The sequence below is a fragment of the Lysobacterales bacterium genome, from assembly GCA_016703225.1.
In the GTDB taxonomy this organism is placed as follows: domain Bacteria; phylum Pseudomonadota; class Gammaproteobacteria; order Xanthomonadales; family Ahniellaceae; genus JADKHK01.
Window position 1 is genome coordinate 109,623 of the sequence record JADJCM010000003.1, and the last position, 18,366, is coordinate 127,988.

Genomic DNA, 18,366 nt, shown 5'->3' on the forward strand with positions numbered 1-18,366 from the left:
TGAAGGTTGGAGCGGCCGCGATCGTGTCCGAGTAGTTCACCGTCGCCGTCGGCGCATCGACCCGGGAATAGACATCGCGGCCCTTGTTCGCGGCTTCGCCGCCGGGCAGCACGCGATAACGCGCGGTTTCGGCGGCAGTGGCGGCAGTGGCCATGATGGAAATCAGCAACAGCAGGGAAGGACGGCGCAAATGCACGGGACACCTCGGTCGTGGAAGGCGATGGAACAAGGGGGCTGAACGCCGGCCAAACGCTCGGCGGAACGGCAGCCTAGCCGGAAGCCTCAGTGGCCGCAAAGGAAAAGCGTGATGCACCGCACAAGAGCGCGGCGTCATTGCAGCGGGATGGCGTCGCCCTCGAAGCGGAACGGGACCGCGGTGAGTTCCATCGCGCGATTCACCTGCACCGCGAAGTGCAGATGCGGACCGGTGGAGAAGCCGGTGTTGCCGGACAGGCCGAGTTGCTGGCCGCGACGCACGCGCTGGCCCGGGCTGACGCTGGCGGATTCCAGCTGCAGGTGGGCGTAGACCGCCATCGAACCGTCGGCGTGCAGCACCCGCACGTGGTTGGCGCGGCCGCCGAACTTCTCCTTGTCGAGGCCGGCACCGTAGAAGTCGCGCTCGACCATCATCACGATACCCTCCCGCGCGCACAACACCGGCGTGCCCTCGTCGACCCCGAGATCCACCGCATAGCGCGACTGCGCCCCGGTGTGAGTGAAGGGACCATTGAAACCCTGGGCCAGGACGAACTTCACGCCGCGGCCGAACGGAACCGAGTAGCGCACGCTGTCGTCGTGCTGCGCGCCCGGGTCCCCGGGGGCGGCGGTGTAGCGCAGCCCGAAGCGCGAATCCTGGTAGTGGTCGGCGGGGAACGCGCGCGCGACCAGGCGCTGTTCGAACGCGCCGAGCACGGTCTGCAGCGGTAGCGGCGGTTCGGCGGCAACGTTGAAGGCATCGACGAACTTGAGCCCGACCGCCACCGGCCCGGCGATCTTGTTGACGAAGGTCATGGTGTGCTCGTCGCCGGCGTCGTTGGTGAACATCTGCACGATGTCCTGTTCCTCGGCGCGGACCAGGGTTTCCTTGACCTCGCTCACCTGTGCGGCATCGGCGGGTGGGCGGTCGGTCACGTGCAGCACGCCGTTCTGGTCGCGGTACTGGTACAGGCGCTTGGCCGCCAGCGGCGACGCCAACGACAGCAGCACGAGGGCGAGCAGAAGCAGCGGACGCAGCATCATCAGGAGGCCTCGCGCAGGGTCAGTGCAGGATCGGGCTGCAGGAAGATTTGTTCAAGGGGCAGCGGTCGTCCGATCGCGAAGCCCTGGGCATAGTCGACGCCAAGCGCAGCCAGGCGCGTGCGTACCGATTCCGACTCGGTGCACTCGGCCACGGTCTGCTTGTGCAGGACGCGCGCGATCTCGGCGATCGAGCGCACGATCGCCAGCGCCAGCGGCGAAGTGTGCAGGTCGCGGACGAAGCTGCCGTCGATCTTGAAGAAGTCGACGTCGAGCGCGTTGAGGTAGGCGAAGGAGCAGAATCCGGCGCCGAAATCGTCGAGCGCGAACTTGCAGCCGAGCGCGCGCACGCGCTGGATGAAGCGTTGCGCCTGGGCCAGGTCGCGCACCGCGCTGGTCTCGGTGATCTCGAAACAGAGTTGCTGCGGCGCGACGCTGCTGGCGCGGATGCGTTCCTCGACGAACTGCGCGAATTCGTCGTCGACCACCGACGCTCCGGACAGGTTGATGCCGACCAGGCCGCACTGCGCGGCGTAGTGCGGCTGCGCTTCGAGCCAGTCGAGCGTCTGCTGCAACACCTGACGGTCGAGCCGGGTCGCGAACTTGAAGCGTTCGGCGGCGGCGATGTATGGGCCGGGTTCGAGCAGGGTGCCGGTTTCCGGGTCGTGGATGCGCAGCAGGATCTCGAAGTGACGAGCGGTCGGGCGCGCCGGCTCGGCCTTCAGCGGCGCGATCACCTGCGCGTACAGGCGCAGGTGGCCATGCGCGATGGCATTGTCGATGCGGACCGCCCAGTCCATCGCCGCGTGGCGGTCGCGGATGTGGCGGTCGTCCGGCAGCGCGACCTGGACGCGGTTGCCGCCGAGCTCCTTGGCGGTGAAGCAGGCGGCGTCGGCTTGCGCGAACAGCGCGGCATAGTCGGCGTCGGCGGCGGCGAAGGGGATCAGCCCGATGCTGACGGTGGGTGCGATCACGCGGCCGCCATGGGCATAGCGGAAGTCGGCGACGACGTTGCGCAGCCCGCCCGCCACGCGCTCGGCGCCGGCGCGATCGACGTCGCGCAGCAGCAAGGCGAACTCGTCGCCGCCGAGCCGCGCCAGGAGGTCGCCGGGGCGCACCACGCTGGCGATGGCTGCGGCCAGCGAGCGCAGCAGTTCGTCGCCGATGCCATGGCTCAAGGTGTCGTTGACCAGCTTGAACTGATCGAGATCGAGATAGGCGAGCGCCATCAACTCGCGCGGTTTGCGCGCGCACGCCTGGCGCACGCCGTCCTCGAACGCAGGACGATTGACCAGTCCGGTGAGTGCGTCGCGGCTGGCGCGGCGCAGCGCGCGCACGCTGGCGACGCGGTTCTCGTGCGCGGCCGCCGTCACGATCAGCGGCGCGGCGGTGAGAATGCACAGAAACGCGGTCAGGATGGCGATCGAGGCCAGGTCCTTGGGGGGCGCCAGTCCGGCGTGACCAAGCCCGATCAGCGTCGCAAGGTACAGGCTCATGGTGGTGGTCGAAAGCGCGGTCCACAGCGGCTCGAAGCGGATTGCGCTCCAGATCACGAACACGATGGGTAACACGGCGAAGCCCAGCGCATAGGCGCCGCTGCGGTTGGCGACCAGCGCCACCAGCAGCAACGAGACCGCGAAGGCCCAGCACCACAGCCACTTCTCGCCGATGCCGGCGTAGCGGAACGGCAGCGGCTCGGCGCTGCGCCAGCCCTGCCAGTGGAATGCGATCAGCATCGAGGGCAGCACCGCGACGGCGCCGAACAGATCGCCGAGTGCCCAGCGCAGCGCAGCCCCCCAGAACGCGGCGATGGGCGCCATCCCGGCGGCGACCAGACCGGCCGCCCCGATCACACCGCCGACCACCACCGACACCAGCGCCGGCTCGAACAGGACCAGCCCGGAACGCATGCTGAGCACGGTCGCCGCCTGCGGCATGCGCCGCCGCGTCCAGGCCGCCGCGATCAGCGCAGCACCAAGGTTGGAGGCCAGCGAAAACGGGATGAACGGCCACGGCGCCGGGGCGATGACCAAGTGCAACAGCAGCACGCCGACCGCGATGAACGGCCAGGCGCGCAGCCCGAACACGATCAGCGCGCCCATCGCTACGCCGGCCGGGGGCCAGATCAGCGTGACCTGGCTGGATCCCTGGATGAACCACGTCGACAGCCAAGCGCCGACGACGAACAGCGTCGTCAGCAGCAGGAAGCGACGGACCGGGTGGTTGGCGGCGAGCACGGCGCCAGTCTAGACCCGGCCCCGGGGCGTCGCGCAGTGAAGATCAGTGAAGTGCGTCGACCGCGCCGGCGCAGCGCTCCAGCCAGCCTTCGGACTGCGCGATCAGCGCGTGCGGCAGCGGCGGCTTGGCGCGCATGCCCGCGAGCGCGGCACGCAGGGCTTCGGCCTGGTCGCGGTGCGGTTGCAGCGTGCAGCGGGCGTGCGCGAGCGCGGCGCGCTCGGCGTCGACACTGCTGCGCTCGCTGACCACGCCGGCATCGCGCTTGACCAGCACCGGTTCCAGCAACTCGATGGCGCGGGGAAACTCGCCGCGTTCGATGTGGATGCGCGCGCGGTCGGCGCGGTAGGCCAGCAGGCGCGGATCGTCGGCGTTGCCGAGCGCGTGTTCGACGCGTTCGGCCTCCGCAAGTGCGCGCTCGGCTTCGTCGAGTCGGCCCTGAACGATCAAGCCCTGCGCCCACGAATGATGGGTGCGCGCGATCTCGATGTGCTCTGGCCCGAAGAAGTCGCGCATGCGCTCGAGCAGGTTGGCGTATTCGCGGTCGGCCTCATCAAAGCGCCCGAGTTCGCGCAGGCTCATGGCATGGTTGCGCCGCATCGCCAGCAGCAGCGAGGTGCGCTCCGGCTTGAGCTGGGTGATCTGCCGTACCGCCTCGGCGAGCTTGGCGTGGCCTTGCGCGGCGTCACCTTCGGTGACCAGGAAGGTGCCGAGGTTGCCGAGCGAGACTGCATAGTTCGCGCGTGCCTCGGGCAGGTTGCGCGCCAGCACTTCGACCGACTCGGAGAGCGCCGCGGTCGCCTCGGCATTGCGCCCGAGCGAACGCAGCGTCACCGACAGCTGCTGCAGCAGCACGCCGCGCGGCACGCTGTCGTGGTCGTTCATCGCGTCGCGTCGGGCCAGCGCGGTGTGCAGCAGCGCCAGCGTCTCGTCGTATTCGCCGCGGCCGAAATGGACCAGCGCGCGTTCGTTGTAGGCGTCGGCGACGTCGTCTTCCGGCACCGCGGGCAGGCTCAGCCACAGCTGCAAGGCGCGATCGAACATGCGCGCGGATTCGTTGTTCAGTCCCTGCGAGCGCATGATCCTTGCCGCGGCATGGAACATCGACGCCCGCGCATCGTCGTCCATGCCAGTGGTGTCGCCCTGTTCCAGGCGCTTGACGCTGCGTGCCAGCAATTCGCGTGCGCTCAGTTCGTCGCCGCGCGTCGCCGAGGGATTGGCGGACGCGAACAGTTCCTGGAAATAGGACGCGACCGCGCGCGCCTTGTCGCGCTCGCGCGCGGTCTCGGCGAGTTGCCTGTCGAGCGAGGCAACGTGATAGGCGAGAAATACCGCAGCCGCGACAAGCACGGCAGCAAGGCTGGCCACGACCATCCAGTAGCGACGCAGGAAGGCGCGCGCCCGATAGCCGCGTTCGCCACGGCGTGCTTCCACCGCTTCGCCGTGCAGCCAGCGATCGAGGTCGAGGCAGAGCGCGTCGGCGCTGGCGTAGCGTTCCTCGGGCAGCTTGCGCAGCGCCTTCAGACAAATCGCGGCGAGGCCGGAATCGATCGTGCCGGGCTGGCGCGTCGGCGCGCCCGGTCGGGTTTCGAGGATGGCGCGCACCAGCGCCGCGGCGCCTTCGGGGCGACCATACGGCGACTGTCCTGCGAGCAGCTCGTAGAGCAAAACGCCAAGCGCGTAAATGTCCACGCCGACGCCGCCACCGGCCGTGCCCTGCACCTGTTCGGGCGCGGCGTAGCGCAGCGTCATCTGGCTCGGTCCGGTGGCGGTGACCGCGTCTTCGTCGAGCAGCCGCGCGATACCGAAGTCGAGCAGCTTGGGTACGCCATCGGCGGTGACCAGGATGTTCGCCGGCTTGAGGTCGCGGTGCACGACCAGCTTGCGGTGCGCATAGGCGACCGCTGCGGCGAGGTCGCGGATCAGGCGCACGCGTTCGCGCCGCGAGGCGTCGCGATCGGTGCACCAGCGATCGAGGCGCTGGCCGTCGACGAAGGTCGTCGCCAGGTAGGGCGCGCCCTGCGCATCGCGGCCGCCGTCGAGGAGCGCGGCGATGTTCGGATGGTCGAGCGTGGCCAGGATGCGGCGCTCGCGCTGGAAGCGGCGTTCGTCGTCGTCGCTCCAGTGGGCGTTGGCAATCTGCTTGAGCGCGACCAGTTGCGCCGCGTCGTCGAGGCGGCGCTCGGCCAGCCACACCCGACCCATGCCGCCGCGGCCCAGTTCGCGCACGATGCGGTAGTGCGGCAGTTGCGGTGCGGCGCTGTCGCGTTCGGTGCGCTCGGCGCGATCGAGGATGTCGAGCGGCCGCTGCGCTGCGGTAAAACGGCGGCGCAGGACCGTGGCCAACCCGGGCTCGTTCGTGGCGAGTTCGCGCAGGCGTTCCTCGCGCCGTGCCGGTTCCAGCGCGTCGAGTTCGAAATGCAGGTCCTTGAGGCGCGCATACCGCGCCGGATCAGGCACCGCGGTCATCGCCGAGTTGCTCGCGCAGCCAGGCGCTGGCCTGCGCCCATTCGCGGTTCACCGAAGACGGATGGATGTCCAGCGCCTGCGCGGTTTCCTCGATGGTCAGCCCGCCGAACACGCGCATTTCGACCACCGCGGCGGCGCGCGGGTCGAGCTTGGCCAGCACGCTGAGCGCGTCGTCGAGCGCGACCAGTTCATGCGGCGAGCCGATGCCGGCGACGTCGATGTCGTCGATCGACTCCGGTACCACGCCGGCGCCGCGTTTCTCCGCGAGCTTGCGGCGCGCGCGGTCGATCAGGATCTGGCGCATGGCGCGGGCGACGACGCGGATGAAGTGCCCGCGGTCCTCGACATCGGGAGCGCGCGCCTGGATCAGTTTCATCAGCGCGTCGTTGAGCAATGCCGTCGGCTGCAGCGTGTCGTGGCCGGACTCGGATCTGAGCACCGTCGCCGCCAGCCGCTTCATCTCCACGTACAGGCGCCCGAACACGCGGTCGCGCGCAAGCGCGTCGCCCTGTTGCCAGTCGTTGAGCCAGCCGGTGATGTCGTCCGCATTCGCCGTCATGGGCGAAGCATAGGGCCGAAGGGGCGTGCGGCGGCAGTGCTCGGGACGCGAGCGGGCGCGCAGCGGTTGCGCGTGGCGGCGCGGCAGACAGGGCGCCAGGATTGCGGGCATGATGTGCATGGGGATTCGGGTGGCTTGGCTGACTGTACGCAGAACGGCGGCGCTTTCGTCGCACGATCGCATTCGGACCGGCCGGAGAAAACGCCGCTCGATTGCGTACTGCCCCATGACCGCGGCATTCCGCCGCCGAAACTCGGAGAGCAAGATGAAGCGTCATTCCCGTACCGCCCTGGTCGCCCTCGTGACTGCCCTGCTGGCCGCCGCCCCGGTACTGGCGGGCGAGAAGCTGGTCATGCAGGACGACTTCTCCAACGACGGCAGCGGCTGGGTCAACACCCAGGTGGCCGACCACAACGCCAAGGGCATCGCGCTGTATGACGGTTCCGGCGGCTACCAGATGACCCCGGTCGACGACGCCACCTACGGCGTCATGCCGGCGCCGCGCCAGGCCAAGGGCGCCGATGTGCGCGTCGAGGCCAACCTGTTCCTGTACACCGGCGTCGGCCAGGGCACCGGTGGCGTCGTCTGCCGCCATGCCGACAACGACCACTTCTACGCCTTCATGGTCTCCGGCGGCCACGGCTACGCGATCCTGAAGGTGCAGGGCGGGCAGGCGACGACGCTGACCAGCGGCCGCTTCGAGGGCACGATGCCGAACATCGCCGATGTCCGCATCGGTGCGCAGTGCGTCGGCAGTTCGCTGAAGCTGTCGCTCGACGGTGAAGTGGTTGCCGAGGCCGACGATGCCGCGCTGACCAAGGGCGGCGCCGGGCTGATCGTGATGGGCGAAAAGACCGCCGGCACCAGCGCCGTGTTCGACAACTTCGAACTCGCCGAAATCGCGAACTGACCCGCGCACGCGCCGAACGGCCACGACGATGTCCACGCTTCCCGACCCGCAGCCACCCGACGCCGCCCATTTCGCGGCGCCGGTCTGCCACAACTGCGGCGCCGAACTGACGACGCCGTTCTGTGGTCGCTGCGGTCAGAAGCGGGCGCATCGGCTCGACTTCGGCGCGGTGCGCGCCGAGGCCTGGCAGAGCTACCGGGTGTTCGAGTTCGGCATCGTCAAAGCCGCGTGGCGCCTCGCGCATTCCCCCGGCCACATCGCCCGCGAGTTCGTGCTCGGCGCACGCGCCAAGCACGTGCACCCGCTCAAGCTGCTGTTGATCGCGATTGGTGTGTTGCTGCTGATTCTGTTCCGCGCCAATCACCTGGCGTCGCAGGATGCGAGCCTGAGCCAGGCGATGGAACTGGTCCGCGCCTACGCGAACTGGTCGGTGTCGCTCGGGGTGTTCGCAATCACTGCCGCTTCATTGCTGGTGCTGCGCTGGCGGCAGCCCTACAACCTCACCGAGCACCTCGTCCTCGGCCTTTACGTCCATTTTCTGGTGATCGCCGCGAACATCTTTGTGTGGCTGCCCGCGCTGCTCGTTCGCAGCGCCGAGTTCCTGGCCGCGCACAAGATCTTCCGCGCGTGGCCGATGGATGGCATCGAGTCGTTGATCCTGGTGTTCGCGTTTCGTCAGTTCTTCCTGCTCGAGTGGCGCCGCGACTGGTGGCGACTGCTGCTCGCCGCCGTCGCCTTCGTCGCCATCAAGTTCCTGCTGGTGCGCCTGTATTCGTTCGCCGTGATCAAGATTGTCCTGGCACAACTTGCCGCATCCGCCTGACTTCTCCCCCTTCAAACCACTGGAATCGCCTCCATGAATCCGAAACTCCCGCTGCGCCGCACGCTGCTCTGTTCCGCCCTCGCCGTCGCACTCGCTGCCTGTGGCGGCAGCGAAGACGCCACCGCCAACGGCCAGACCCTGGCTGCCAATTCGCCCGCGCCGAAAGGCGGGATGAGCGAGGCGGCGATGATCGACGAACTCGCCAGCCAGCTTCAGGCCTGTTCCTACGACGGCGCGCCGGTCACGATCGACTCGCACGGCTTGTCCGGCAGCGACCCCGGCGCCGGGCAGCAGGTGGTCGCCGAAATCATGAAGTACACCGGCCTGCCGCAGAACTTCGACGTGCTGCCGCATCCGCAGGTACCGAACGCGGCCGCGGTCATTCTGGTCGGCGACGACAAGCTGCCGCATCGGGTCATCGCCTACAACGAACGCTTCATGGCCGACGTGCAGAAGGCCACCGCGAACAACAACTGGGCGCCGGTCAGCATCATGGCGCACGAGGTCGGGCATCACCTGTCCGGCCACACCATCCAGCCCGGTGGCAGCCAGCCGCCGACCGAACTCGAAGCCGACAAGTTCAGCGGCTATGTGCTGTACAAGATGGGCGCCTTGCTCGCCGACGCGCAGAAGGCGATGAACACCCTGGTGCCCGAAGCCGACGGCCCGACCCATCCGGGTCGCGGCAAGCGCGTCACCGCCATTGCCGAAGGCTGGGAACAGGCCTGCGCGCAGCAGGGCGGAGATTGCAGCGGCACTGTCGCTTCGCTGAATGCGCCCACGCGCACCCCGGCCGCGGACAGCGTCGCGCAGAACGCTCCCGCAGACTCGGCGCCGGCCACGGCCACGGCCACGCCAGCCACCACCCGGCCCGCCGATGCCCCGGCCTTCCCGACCTTCCCGACCATGGGCGGTGACAAGCCGGCGAGCACGACGGTTGCGGCAAAGGGCCCGGCCGATGTGCTGCCGAAGCCGGACGCGAACGCGATCCCGGCCAAGTTCGGCAAGTTCGTGATCGACGAGGTCGGCCTGCTCGATACGGCCACGCGCGCGGCATTCGAGAAGCGCATGTACGAAACCGCCGAGCAGCATCAGGTCGAGATCGTCACCATCATCGCCAAGAGCCTGCACGGCATGAGCGCGGACGACTACGCCTACGCGATGATGCGCCAGCTGCGCGTCGGCAAGCTCGACGTTGGCAACGGTGCGGTGCTGGTGGCGGTGCCGGGCGAAGGCCAGGCCGGCGTCGCCATGGGTCCGGGCGTGATGCTCGAGATGCGCGACTACGTCGATCTGGAGAAAGACCGCCTCAAGGGCTTCCTCGAAATCGGCGTGCCCTACTGCAAGGGCGCGTGCAACGACGCGCAGACCGAAATGGCCTTCGGCGCCGCCGAACATGTCGCGCAGTCGGTCAGCCACTGGGACTTCCAGATCCGCTACCAGAACCTGGGCGAGCTGATGGCGAAGTTCGAGGAGATCTCGAATGCGCGCATGAACGGCACCGACATCGAGCCGGAACAGGACCCGACCTGGCGCAAGATCACCCGCATCGAGGGCAAGCTGGTCAGCCGCAACCCGGCTGCCGGTGAACAATCGAAGTGGATCAACGACGTCCATGCCGAAATGGTCGGCGCGCCGATGCACGTGCTCAGCGCCGACGGCCGCAACCTGCTGGTGTACGCGCACCCGCACACCGAAGGGTTGATGACGAGCAAGCTGGAGGAGGGTAAGTCCTACGTGTTCATCACGCGCGAAGCCTCGCTCAGCCAGAACCCCGAGGACACGCTGAGCTTCGACGTGCTCAGCTACGACCTCGCGGCGAGGTGAGGCGGTCGCCGCCGTCGACATGGGTCGCGGCGGCAACCGATGCGGTGTTCCATAGCGGGGCGCATGCCGATGCGCCCCGCCCTGCGTCCTGGCCTTGCAATCACGCCGCGTCGAACCGACAATTCCCGCAAAATCGCGACGGGAGTACACGAGAATGAGCGTCTCTGCCACCGGCATCATTCCGGCGCTGGAAGGCCTGTCCCGCAAGGAGCGATTGCGCCTCGCGGAAGCCGTCTTGCAGGACGCAGGCTTCCGTTCGTTGCTGCCCTCCGCTCACCCGCTCGAATCCGCCTTGCCGGAAGCCGAAGCGCGCGCGCTCGCGGCGGTGGGCATGCGCACCACGCTGCGGACGCGTCAGGCTGCCGCGAACGCCCGTGGACGCTATGCCGCGACCTTCCTGGACCTGTTCCAGAAGGCAGACACCCCGGCGGAACTCGCCGAGACGCTGGGACTGGACCCAAGCCGCATTCGGCAGCGCATCCGCGAGGGCACGCTGCTGGCGGTCGAACTCAATGGGGAGAAGCGTGTCCCGCAGTTCCAGTTCGAGCGTGGGGTCGAGGTTCCGGGATTGCCCAAGGTGCTTGCCACGGTGGGTGACAAGGTTTCGCCGTTGGCCTTCGCGATGTGGTTCCTGACGCCGACTCCGGACTTGCGTTCCGGAGCCGGGGGTGGGGCCGTGTCGCCGCGCGATTGGCTGTTGCGAACCGGCGACGTGGATCCGGTGCTGGCGCTCGCGGAAGGCTTGTAGTGGCCAAGTTGCCGCTCGCGCCGGCAGTCGAACGCCTGCGCAGCCTGACGCCGCCCACGAAGCGACTGGCGGCGGGCACGCCCCTGGCCCGCATCGGCTTCGCGGGCGGTGACCATCCAACCCGTTGGAATCAGTTCCGCCATTGGGGTCCGACGCAGTCGCGCTTCGATCACCAGGCTCGTGACCAGCACGGCCAGCCACAACTGCAACAGCGCGGCGTGTACTACTGCGCCGCAGCCGCGCAGACCTGCATCGCCGAGGTGTATCAGGCAACGCGTGTCGTCGATGTCCTGAAACACCAGCCTTACCTCGCGGTGTGGGCGCTCGCCGCCGATTTGAGTCTGCTCGATCTGACCGGCGCATTCGTCACGCGCATGGGCGCATCCACCGCGATCCACTCGGGGCCCCGAGCGCGTGCCCAGCAGTGGGCAGCGGCCTTGCACTCCGCCTACGAATCCATCGATGGGTTCGCGTACTGCAGTTCGATGAACGGCAACGCGGTCGCGTATGTGCTGAATGAGCGCGCATTGCGGAAGCTGCCATTTCCGCGCACGCCCGACTTCCATCGCATGCTGGCCGACCCGCTGATCGCCGACCTCATCGACGCCGCAGCAGACGCGGTCGGCTACTTGGTGAAGCGCTAGCGTTTTGCCGTTGCGGTTCGACAAATCCACTCATGAAAAATAGTTATATCTCTTTATCGCGATAGAGAGATTGACAAGGATGGGTGAGGACGGCATGCTGGCCGCACATACCCATCAAGACCGGCGGAGGGATAGGCCCTTGGATGCCGGGGCAACCAGCGTGACGCGCAAGCGTGGCGCCAGGTGCCAAGTCCTGCGGCGGACCTCGGTCCTCCGGAAGATGGGTCGCAGCGTTGCCGCAAGGGCAGCGTGGCGACGCATCCGCAGGCAACTGGATGGGCGAGGTTCCAGGAGGAAATCGCCATGTCGCTGGTCGCCGCAGCCGAGACTTGTACCCACGAAGCCCGTGCCCCGTTCGAGCCTTCGCTGCGCTTTGCGCCGCCCGTGCGCGGCCCGGTGCCGGTGCAGCGCGGTTCGTTTCCGCTGCGCCTGAACCTGCGCCACGGCGGCACGCACGAAGCCGTGCTGCGCTGGCAGATTCTTGGCACCCAGGAAGCGCCGCTGCTGATCGTGCTCGGTGGCATCTCCGCGCATCGCCAGCTGGCCGCCAATGCGATTGACGGCAGCGAAGGCTGGTGGCCGCAGCAGGTGCGCGCCGGTGCTGCGCTCGATCCGTGGACGAACCGCCTGCTGTCGATCGACTGGGTCGGTGCCGACGGCACGCTCGATGTCGCGATCGATCCCGATGACCAGGCGCAGGCGCTGGTGGCGCTGCTCGAACACCTGCAGGTGCGGCACGTCGCCGCCTGCATCGGCGCGTCCTACGGTGCGATGGTCGGGCTGCATCTGGCCAAGCGCTTGGGCGCGCGCCTCGGTCATCTGGTGGTGCTCAATGCCGCGCATCGGCCGCATCCGTTTGCGTCGGCTTGGCGCGCGATACAGCGCCGCATCGTGCGCCTCCGCGCCGGCAACGACGCGGAAGCGGTGGCGCTGGCGCGTCAGCTGGCGGTGCTGAGCTACCGCACGCCGGCGGAGTTCGGCACGCGTTTTGGCGGCGCGGTCGCACTGGAAGACGGCGTCGCGCGCTGCGCCGCCGAGTCGTACCTGGAAGCGCAGGGCGAGCGCTTCGCCGCGCGCTTCCCGGCCACCGCGTTCCTGCGCCTGTCCGAATCGATCGACCTGCACGACATCGACCCGGCCGACGTGCCGGTGCCGGTGACCGTGTTCGCCGCGCGCAGCGACCAGATCGTACCGGTCGAAGACGTGCGCGCGTTCGCGGTCGCGGTGCCACTGCTGCATCGCTATCACGAGGTCGATTCGGTGTTCGGCCACGATTCGTTCCTGAAGGAGGATGCCCGCGTGCAGGAAGTGCTGCTGGATGCGTTGAGTGCCTGCGGAGGTGCGGCATGAGCGCGCGCTGTACCGCAACCGCGGCCGTGCGCGCCGGCATCGACTGCGACAGCGCCCATGGCGCAGTTGTGCCGCCGATCGTGCTGTCGAGCAACTTCAGCTTCGAGGGCTTCAACCAGAAGCGCAAGTACGACTACACGCGCAGCGGCAACCCGACCCGCGACCTGCTCGCGGATGCGCTGGCCGAACTCGAGGGCGGCGCCGGCGCGGTGATCACCGCGACCGGCATGGCCGCGATCACCCTGGTGCTCGCGCTGGTGCAGCCGGGCGAACGCCTGCTGGTGCCGCATGACTGCTACGGCGGCAGCTGGCGCTTGTTCAACGCGCTGGCAAAGAAAGGCCAGTTCGAGCTGATCACCGCCGACCTGACCGATCCGCGCACGCTGGCCGAGGCCTTGGCGCAGCAGCCGAAATGGGTGTGGATCGAATCCCCGTCGAATCCGCTGTTGCGCCTGACCGACCTGCGCTTCGTCACCGAGGCCGCGCATCGCATCGGCGCCACCGTGGTCGCCGACAACACCTTCCTGTCGCCTGCGCTGCAGACCCCGATCGCGTTCGGTGCCGACCTGGTCGTGCACTCGACGACGAAGTACATCAACGGACACAGCGACGTCGTTGGCGGTGCGGTGATCGCGAAGGACGCCGAGCTGCACCAGCAGCTGGTGTGGTGGGCGAACGCACTCGGCCTCACCGGCTCGCCGTTCGACAGTTTCCTGACCCTGCGTGGCCTGCGCACGCTCGATGCACGCCTGCGCGTGCACCAGGAAAATGCGCTCGAACTGGCGGATCTCGCCGCCAACCATGGCGCCGTCGCGGCGGTGCACTTTCCGGGCCTGGCGACACACCCGAACCACGCGCTGGCGTTGCGCCAGCAGCGCGGCTTCGGCGCAATGCTGTCGATTGAACTGGCCGGTGGCGTCGATGCGGTGCGTGCTTTCCTCGATGGCCTGGAACAGTTCACGCTGGCCGAATCGCTCGGCGGCGTCGAAAGCCTGGTCGCGCATCCGGCGACGATGACGCATGCCGCGATGAGCCCGGCAGCGCGCGCCGCTGCCGGCATCGGCGATGGCCTGCTGCGCCTCTCGGTCGGCATCGAGGACGCGCGCGATCTGCGGCGCGATCTCGAAGCGGCGCTGGCACGCGCCGCGGCGGTGACCGCGCCGGCACGAAAACCGGTCGGGCTCGCGCAATGAGCGCGGTGCTCGCATCCCGCATCGTTCCCCACGCCGCGGCAACGCGCGCCGTCCTGCTTGGCACCGGTGGTGTCGGACGCGCGTTGCTGCGGCGGTTTTCCGAGCTTCAGCATCGCGGTCTGGCAGCGGACCTGAGCCTGGTCGGCGTGGCCAATTCGCGCTGCGGGACGGTGGATGCGACGCTCGTGCCGGACCAGGTTGCAGCGCGCCACGACGGCCTGGACCTGCCGGGCTCGATCGACTTCGCCGATCGCGCGTTCGCGGCAACCGCTGCGGCTGCGGGGCGACGCGTGGTGATCGATGCCACCGCCAGCGACGCGGTCGCGGCGCGCCACGCGCACTGGCTGGCGCAGGGCGTCGACGTGGTCACCGCGAACAAGCTCGGCCAGGGCGCCTCGCTGCTGCGCTGGCAGGCGATCCGCGCCGCGCAGGCCTCGGGCCGCGTACGCTATGGCGATGCCGCCACGGTCGGTGCCGGATTGCCGTTGCTGCGTTCGATCCGCGCATTGGTCGCTGGCGGCGACCGCATCGACGCCATCTCCGGCGTGCTGTCCGGTTCGCTCGCCTGGCTGTTCGACCGCTTCGATGGCACCCGCCCGTTCAGTGCGCTGGTGCGCGAAGCGCGCGATCTCGGCTACACCGAACCCGATCCGCGCGAGGACCTGTCCGGGTCCGACGTGCGCCGCAAATTGCTGATTCTGGCGCGCGCCGCCGGCATCGCGCTCGACGAGCAGGAAGTGCAGGTGGCACCGCTGCTTGATGCGGCGCTGGCTGAAGTCGCGAGCGAGCAGGTCGATGCGACGCTGCCGCGCCTCGACGCGCCGCTGCGCCTGCGCCTCGACGCCGCGCGCTCGCGCGGTGCGCGCCTGCGCGTGGTTGCGCGCTGGCACGCGAGTGGCGCCAGCGTCGGGCTCGAAGCACTCACCGCCGCCGACGAACTCGCCAGCGGTTCCGGCACCGACAATCGCCTGGTCCTGCACAGCACCCGCTATCGCGAACGCCCCCTCGTCATCCAGGGCCCCGGCGCCGGCACCGACCTCACCGCCGCTGCGCTGCTCGATGAGGTGTTGGAGATCGCGGCGGCTTGAGGCAGTTTCGCAGCCGCCACCTCAGCACTCGATCACGTTGACCGCGAGGCCGCCGCGGCTGGTTTCCTTGTACTTGTCCTGCATGTCGCGGCCGGTGTCGCGCATGGTCTTGATCACTTTGTCGAGGCTGACTTTGTGTTGGCCGTCGCCGCGCAGCGCCATGCGCGAGGCGTTGATCGCCTTGACTGCGCCCATCGCGTTGCGTTCGATGCAGGGGATCTGCACCAGCCCCCCGATCGGGTCGCAGGTGAGGCCGAGGTTGTGCTCCATGCCGATTTCGGCGGCGTTTTCGATCTGGCCGCTGCTGCCGCCGAGCGCGGCGGTGAGCCCGGCTGCGGCCATCGAACAGGCGACGCCGACCTCGCCCTGGCAGCCGACTTCGGCGCCGGAGATCGAGGCGTTTTCCTTGTACAGAATCCCGATTGCGGCGGCGGTGAGCAGGAAGGTGCGCACGCCGGCCAGGTTCGCGCCTGGGCAGAAGCGATCGTAGTAGTGCAGCACCGCCGGGATGATGCCGGCGGCGCCATTGGTCGGTGCGGTGACGACGCGACCGCCGGCGGCGTTCTCCTCGTTGACCGCGAGTGCATACAGGTTGACCCAGTCGAGCACGGTCAGCGGGTCGCGCATCGCCGCTTCCGGTTTCGACGACAGCTCGGCATGCAGCGACGGCGCACGTCGAGACACGTGCAGGCCGCCGGGCAAGGTGGTGATGCGGGTGCGAATGCCGCGTTCGACGCAGGCCTGCATCGCCGCCCAGATCTCGTCGAGGCCGGCTTCGACCTCGGCGGCGTCGCGCCATGCCTGTTCGTTCGCGTGCATCAGTTGTGCGATGGACAGGCCGCTGTGCCGACACTCGGCCAGCAGCTCGGCGCCGGAATGGAACGGATGCGGAAGTTCGGTCTCGTCGGCGACGATGCGGTCCTCCGCCGCCTCGTCCTGGTTGACCACGAAGCCGCCGCCGACCGAGTAGTAGTCGCGCGTCGCGAGCTCGCGGCCGTCGCTGTCGAATGCGGCGAAGCGCATGCCATTGGTGTGAAACGGCAGCTTCTGGCGTTTGTTCATGACCAGGTCGCGCTTCTCGTCGAAGTCGATCTCGTGGCTGCCATGCAAGCGGATGCGCTTGTGCTTGCGGATGCGTTCGAGCGCCGCCGGAATCAGGTCGGGGTCGATGCGGTTGGGCAGATGGCCTTCGAGCCCCATCAGCAGCGCCTTGTCGGTGCCGTGGCCGCGCCCGGTCAGCGCCAGCGAGCCGAACACTTCCGCGCGCACGCGCACGCAGCGCTCGAGCTGTGCCGGCTCGACCAGCCAGCGCGAGACGAAGCGTGCGGCCGCGCGCATCGGCCCGACCGTGTGCGAGCTGGACGGTCCGATGCCGATCTTGAACAGGTCGAAGACGCTGACGCCCATGGTGCGACTCGGTGCGAGGGGCCGCCATTGTAGGAGCGCCGCGCGCGGCGCGATATCTTTCGTGCCGCGCGATCGTCGTCAGCGCGGCCCACGAAGAAACCCATGCACGCATTCGATTTCATCCGCCGCGAGCGCTGTTCGCTGTGCGACATGGCGCAGGCGATCTGCGAGGAACTCGGCGCGGCGCCGAGCGACACCCGCTACGTCGACGACGACGACGCGCTCGAAACCCGCTACGGCTGGCACGTGCCGGTGCTACTGCGCGCGGACGGCGAAGAACTTCGCTGGCCGTTCGACGCGCAGAAGGCGCGTCGTTTTCTGGCCGACGACCACATCGGTCTATGAGTCGGGCTTCGTTGCGGCGCTCATGCGCTGCACGTAGTCGACGACATCGCGCAGGGTCGGAGCGAGGTCGGAGCGGTCGCGTGCCAGCGCGGTGACGATCTGCGAGTGGCCGACGCCGCGGTAGGTTTTCACCTCGACCGCCACATCGGCGGCGGCGGCGAGCGCTGCCATCTGCTCGTTGTGGCGCGGCAGCACGACGATGTCCTGGTCGCCGCGCAGCAGCAGCATCGGCGGCTCGTCGCCATCGACGAAATGGATCGGCTGGGTATCGGTCAGATGACCGTCGTCAGGGAACACTTCCTTCATGCGCGGATTCCAGATCGGCAGGAAGTCGTAGGGGCCGGCAACGCCGATGAAGGCGCGGAAGTCGCGCGGCTTCATGTCGACTGCGGCGAGCCAGCGCGCATCGGTGGCGAGCAGCGCGGCAATGTGCGCGCCGGCCGAGTGGCCCATCAGGAACATCCGCTGCGGGTCGGCGCCGAGGCGGGCGGCGTTGCCTCGCGTCCACGCCGCGGCGCGCGCGGCGTCCTCGACGAAAGCCGGGAAGGTCACGTCCGGTGCGGTGCGATAGTCGGGGATCACCACGACGAAACCGTGGTCGGCCAGCGACTCGCCGACGAAGCGGTACCACTCGCGCTGGCCGTAGCGCCAGGTGCCGCCGTAGAAGAACAGGATCAGTGGCGCGTTGGCCGGAGCATCGCTGGCTCGGTAGACATCGAGCTCAAGCCGATGCTGCGGGTCATAACTGTGCGAGCGCGACACGACCAGCGGCGCGTCGGCGCCAAGGTTGATGGTGCCGAAGTAGGTGCGGTGGCAGCCGCCGAGCAGGAGCAACAGGAACAGGATCGGGCGGGGCAGGGACATTCGGGTTCCGGAGGACGCTTTTCCGCGGCTATGCTAGCGAAGCGCCAGTCGCACGAGGATCGGAACGCCATCATGGACCCAAGCGCCCAGCAGTTCTCCGTGGTGCCCGAGCGCAATACCGGCGACGTGATCCTGCGCACCGCGCAGCAGCACCACGTGCAGATGAGCGTGATGGCCGACACCAAGGCCAACATCATCATCACGGTTTCCTCGGTGGTACTGACCATCGCGTTGGGGCGCACGCGCGACGAGCTGCACGGACTGAGCGCGATCGTGCTCGGCGCCTTCACCATGGTCGCGCTGATCCTCGCCATCCTGGCGGTGCTGCCGAAGTTCAAGGCGCTGAAGGTCGGCGACGGTCCGTTGCCCCCAGGGTTCAATCTGCTCTTCTTCGGCCACTTCGCGCAGCTGCCGCGCGAGCGCTTCCTCGACGAGGTCGCGCGCGCCATGGCCAGCGACGGCAGCGTCTATCGCGCCATGGCTGATGACCTGTACAGCCTCGGCTACTACCTCGCCCACTACAAGTACCCTTACCTGCGTTATGCCTATGCCTTCCTGCTCACCGGATTCATCGTGTCCGGGTTGGTCGAGGCGGTGATGCTGCTGGTGCGTTAACCCTGGCGTTGCGGCTGCTGCGTTGCAGTCGCCTGCTTGCCCACTGGAGACCG

Annotated in this window: 16 protein-coding genes and 1 riboswitch; of the genes, 10 read left to right on the top strand and 6 right to left on the bottom strand. The window is 68.6% G+C overall.

Annotation, left to right across the window (positions count from 1 at the left end; translation table 11 throughout):
• Positions 1-330 precede the first annotated feature (330 nt).
• The 4 genes from IPG63_13695 to IPG63_13710 are packed head-to-tail and all read right to left on the bottom strand — an operon-like array spanning position 331 to position 6,499.
• Positions 331-1,239: a peptidoglycan DD-metalloendopeptidase family protein gene (locus IPG63_13695; protein MBK6728289.1), complete on the bottom strand. Its 909-nt coding sequence runs from the start codon at positions 1,237-1,239 to the stop codon at positions 331-333.
• Positions 1,239-3,473: an EAL domain-containing protein gene (locus IPG63_13700; GenBank protein MBK6728290.1), complete on the bottom strand. Its 2,235-nt coding sequence runs from the start codon at positions 3,471-3,473 to the stop codon at positions 1,239-1,241. Before IPG63_13700 ends, IPG63_13695 begins: the two co-directional genes overlap by 1 nt.
• A gap of 43 nt (positions 3,474-3,516) precedes the next feature.
• Positions 3,517-5,940: a serine/threonine protein kinase gene (locus IPG63_13705; protein ID MBK6728291.1), complete on the bottom strand. Its 2,424-nt coding sequence runs from the start codon at positions 5,938-5,940 to the stop codon at positions 3,517-3,519.
• Positions 5,924-6,499: a sigma-70 family RNA polymerase sigma factor gene (locus tag IPG63_13710; GenBank protein ID MBK6728292.1), complete on the bottom strand. Its 576-nt coding sequence runs from the start codon at positions 6,497-6,499 to the stop codon at positions 5,924-5,926. Before IPG63_13710 ends, IPG63_13705 begins: the two co-directional genes overlap by 17 nt.
• Before the next feature lie 265 nt (positions 6,500-6,764).
• Between IPG63_13710 and IPG63_13715 the strand changes: the two genes are divergently transcribed.
• The 8 genes from IPG63_13715 to IPG63_13750 all read left to right on the top strand — a co-directional run bounded on the left by IPG63_13715 (position 6,765) and on the right by IPG63_13750 (position 15,082).
• Entirely contained in the window at positions 6,765-7,409 is a 645-nt protein-coding gene (locus IPG63_13715) for a hypothetical protein (protein ID MBK6728293.1), read from the top strand.
• A 28-nt stretch (positions 7,410-7,437) separates the two neighbouring features.
• A complete protein-coding gene (locus IPG63_13720; protein ID MBK6728294.1) occupies positions 7,438-8,232 on the top strand; it encodes a DUF3667 domain-containing protein in 795 nt (264 codons plus the stop codon).
• Between the two features lie 33 nt (positions 8,233-8,265).
• Positions 8,266-10,059 (top strand): TPM domain-containing protein, encoded by a 1,794-nt coding sequence (locus IPG63_13725; GenBank protein MBK6728295.1) that lies wholly within the window; start codon positions 8,266-8,268, stop codon positions 10,057-10,059.
• 154 nt (positions 10,060-10,213) lie between these two features.
• Positions 10,214-10,807 carry a hypothetical protein gene (locus tag IPG63_13730; protein ID MBK6728296.1) on the top strand — a complete coding sequence of 198 codons (594 nt, stop codon included), beginning with the start codon at positions 10,214-10,216 and terminating at the stop codon, positions 10,805-10,807.
• Entirely contained in the window at positions 10,807-11,451 is a 645-nt protein-coding gene (locus IPG63_13735) for an RES domain-containing protein (protein ID MBK6728297.1), read from the top strand. The genes IPG63_13730 and IPG63_13735 overlap by 1 nt, the downstream gene beginning before the upstream one ends.
• Before the next feature lie 108 nt (positions 11,452-11,559).
• Positions 11,560-11,678, top strand: a riboswitch (SAM riboswitch).
• A 76-nt stretch (positions 11,679-11,754) separates the two neighbouring features.
• Entirely contained in the window at positions 11,755-12,801 is a 1,047-nt protein-coding gene (locus IPG63_13740) for a homoserine O-succinyltransferase (protein MBK6728298.1), read from the top strand.
• Positions 12,798-13,994, top strand: coding sequence for a cystathionine gamma-synthase (gene metB / locus IPG63_13745; GenBank protein MBK6728299.1), 1,197 nt, complete (start codon positions 12,798-12,800; stop codon positions 13,992-13,994). Before IPG63_13740 ends, metB begins: the two co-directional genes overlap by 4 nt.
• Positions 13,991-15,082 (top strand): homoserine dehydrogenase, encoded by a 1,092-nt coding sequence (locus IPG63_13750; GenBank protein MBK6728300.1) that lies wholly within the window; start codon positions 13,991-13,993, stop codon positions 15,080-15,082. Before metB ends, IPG63_13750 begins: the two co-directional genes overlap by 4 nt.
• 21 nt (positions 15,083-15,103) lie before the next feature.
• Here IPG63_13750 and IPG63_13755 read toward each other — a convergent pair whose 3' ends face one another.
• Complete coding sequence (locus IPG63_13755) at positions 15,104-16,489, bottom strand: L-serine ammonia-lyase (GenBank protein MBK6728301.1); 1,386 nt, start codon at positions 16,487-16,489, stop codon at positions 15,104-15,106.
• 102 nt (positions 16,490-16,591) lie between these two features.
• On the opposite strand from IPG63_13755, the gene IPG63_13760 reads away from it, so the two are divergent.
• The gene (locus IPG63_13760) at positions 16,592-16,834 is read left to right on the top strand and encodes a glutaredoxin family protein (GenBank protein ID MBK6728302.1); all 243 of its coding nucleotides are present in this window, start codon (positions 16,592-16,594) and stop codon (positions 16,832-16,834) included.
• On the opposite strand, the gene IPG63_13765 is transcribed toward IPG63_13760, so the two are convergent.
• The gene (locus tag IPG63_13765; GenBank protein MBK6728303.1) at positions 16,829-17,698 is read right to left on the bottom strand and encodes an alpha/beta hydrolase; all 870 of its coding nucleotides are present in this window, start codon (positions 17,696-17,698) and stop codon (positions 16,829-16,831) included. The two genes, IPG63_13760 and IPG63_13765, sit on opposite strands and share 6 nt — an antisense overlap.
• Positions 17,699-17,770: 72 nt before the next feature.
• Here IPG63_13765 and IPG63_13770 point away from each other — a divergent pair, with 72 nt between their 5' ends.
• Entirely contained in the window at positions 17,771-18,313 is a 543-nt protein-coding gene (locus IPG63_13770) for a hypothetical protein (protein MBK6728304.1), read from the top strand.
• Positions 18,314-18,366 lie beyond the last annotated feature (53 nt).

What these genes read in the sequence shown, in the direction of transcription:
- IPG63_13705 (MBK6728291.1), bottom strand. Translation starts at nt 5,940, where the DNA reads ATGACCGCGGTGCCTGATCCGGCGCGGTATGCGCGCCTCAAGGACCTG.
- IPG63_13755 (MBK6728301.1), bottom strand. Translation starts at nt 16,489, where the DNA reads ATGGGCGTCAGCGTCTTCGACCTGTTCAAGATCGGCATCGGACCGTCC.
- IPG63_13770 (MBK6728304.1), top strand. Translation starts at nt 17,771, where the DNA reads ATGGACCCAAGCGCCCAGCAGTTCTCCGTGGTGCCCGAGCGCAATACC.
- IPG63_13750 (MBK6728300.1), top strand. Translation starts at nt 13,991, where the DNA reads ATGAGCGCGGTGCTCGCATCCCGCATCGTTCCCCACGCCGCGGCAACG.
- IPG63_13740 (MBK6728298.1), top strand. Translation starts at nt 11,755, where the DNA reads ATGTCGCTGGTCGCCGCAGCCGAGACTTGTACCCACGAAGCCCGTGCC.
- IPG63_13720 (MBK6728294.1), top strand. Translation starts at nt 7,438, where the DNA reads ATGTCCACGCTTCCCGACCCGCAGCCACCCGACGCCGCCCATTTCGCG.
- IPG63_13730 (MBK6728296.1), top strand. Translation starts at nt 10,214, where the DNA reads ATGAGCGTCTCTGCCACCGGCATCATTCCGGCGCTGGAAGGCCTGTCC.
- IPG63_13725 (MBK6728295.1), top strand. Translation starts at nt 8,266, where the DNA reads ATGAATCCGAAACTCCCGCTGCGCCGCACGCTGCTCTGTTCCGCCCTC.
- IPG63_13715 (MBK6728293.1), top strand. Translation starts at nt 6,765, where the DNA reads ATGAAGCGTCATTCCCGTACCGCCCTGGTCGCCCTCGTGACTGCCCTG.
- IPG63_13760 (MBK6728302.1), top strand. Translation starts at nt 16,592, where the DNA reads ATGCACGCATTCGATTTCATCCGCCGCGAGCGCTGTTCGCTGTGCGAC.
- metB (MBK6728299.1), top strand. Translation starts at nt 12,798, where the DNA reads ATGAGCGCGCGCTGTACCGCAACCGCGGCCGTGCGCGCCGGCATCGAC.
- IPG63_13765 (MBK6728303.1), bottom strand. Translation starts at nt 17,698, where the DNA reads ATGTCCCTGCCCCGCCCGATCCTGTTCCTGTTGCTCCTGCTCGGCGGC.
- IPG63_13710 (MBK6728292.1), bottom strand. Translation starts at nt 6,499, where the DNA reads ATGACGGCGAATGCGGACGACATCACCGGCTGGCTCAACGACTGGCAA.
- IPG63_13695 (MBK6728289.1), bottom strand. Translation starts at nt 1,239, where the DNA reads ATGATGCTGCGTCCGCTGCTTCTGCTCGCCCTCGTGCTGCTGTCGTTG.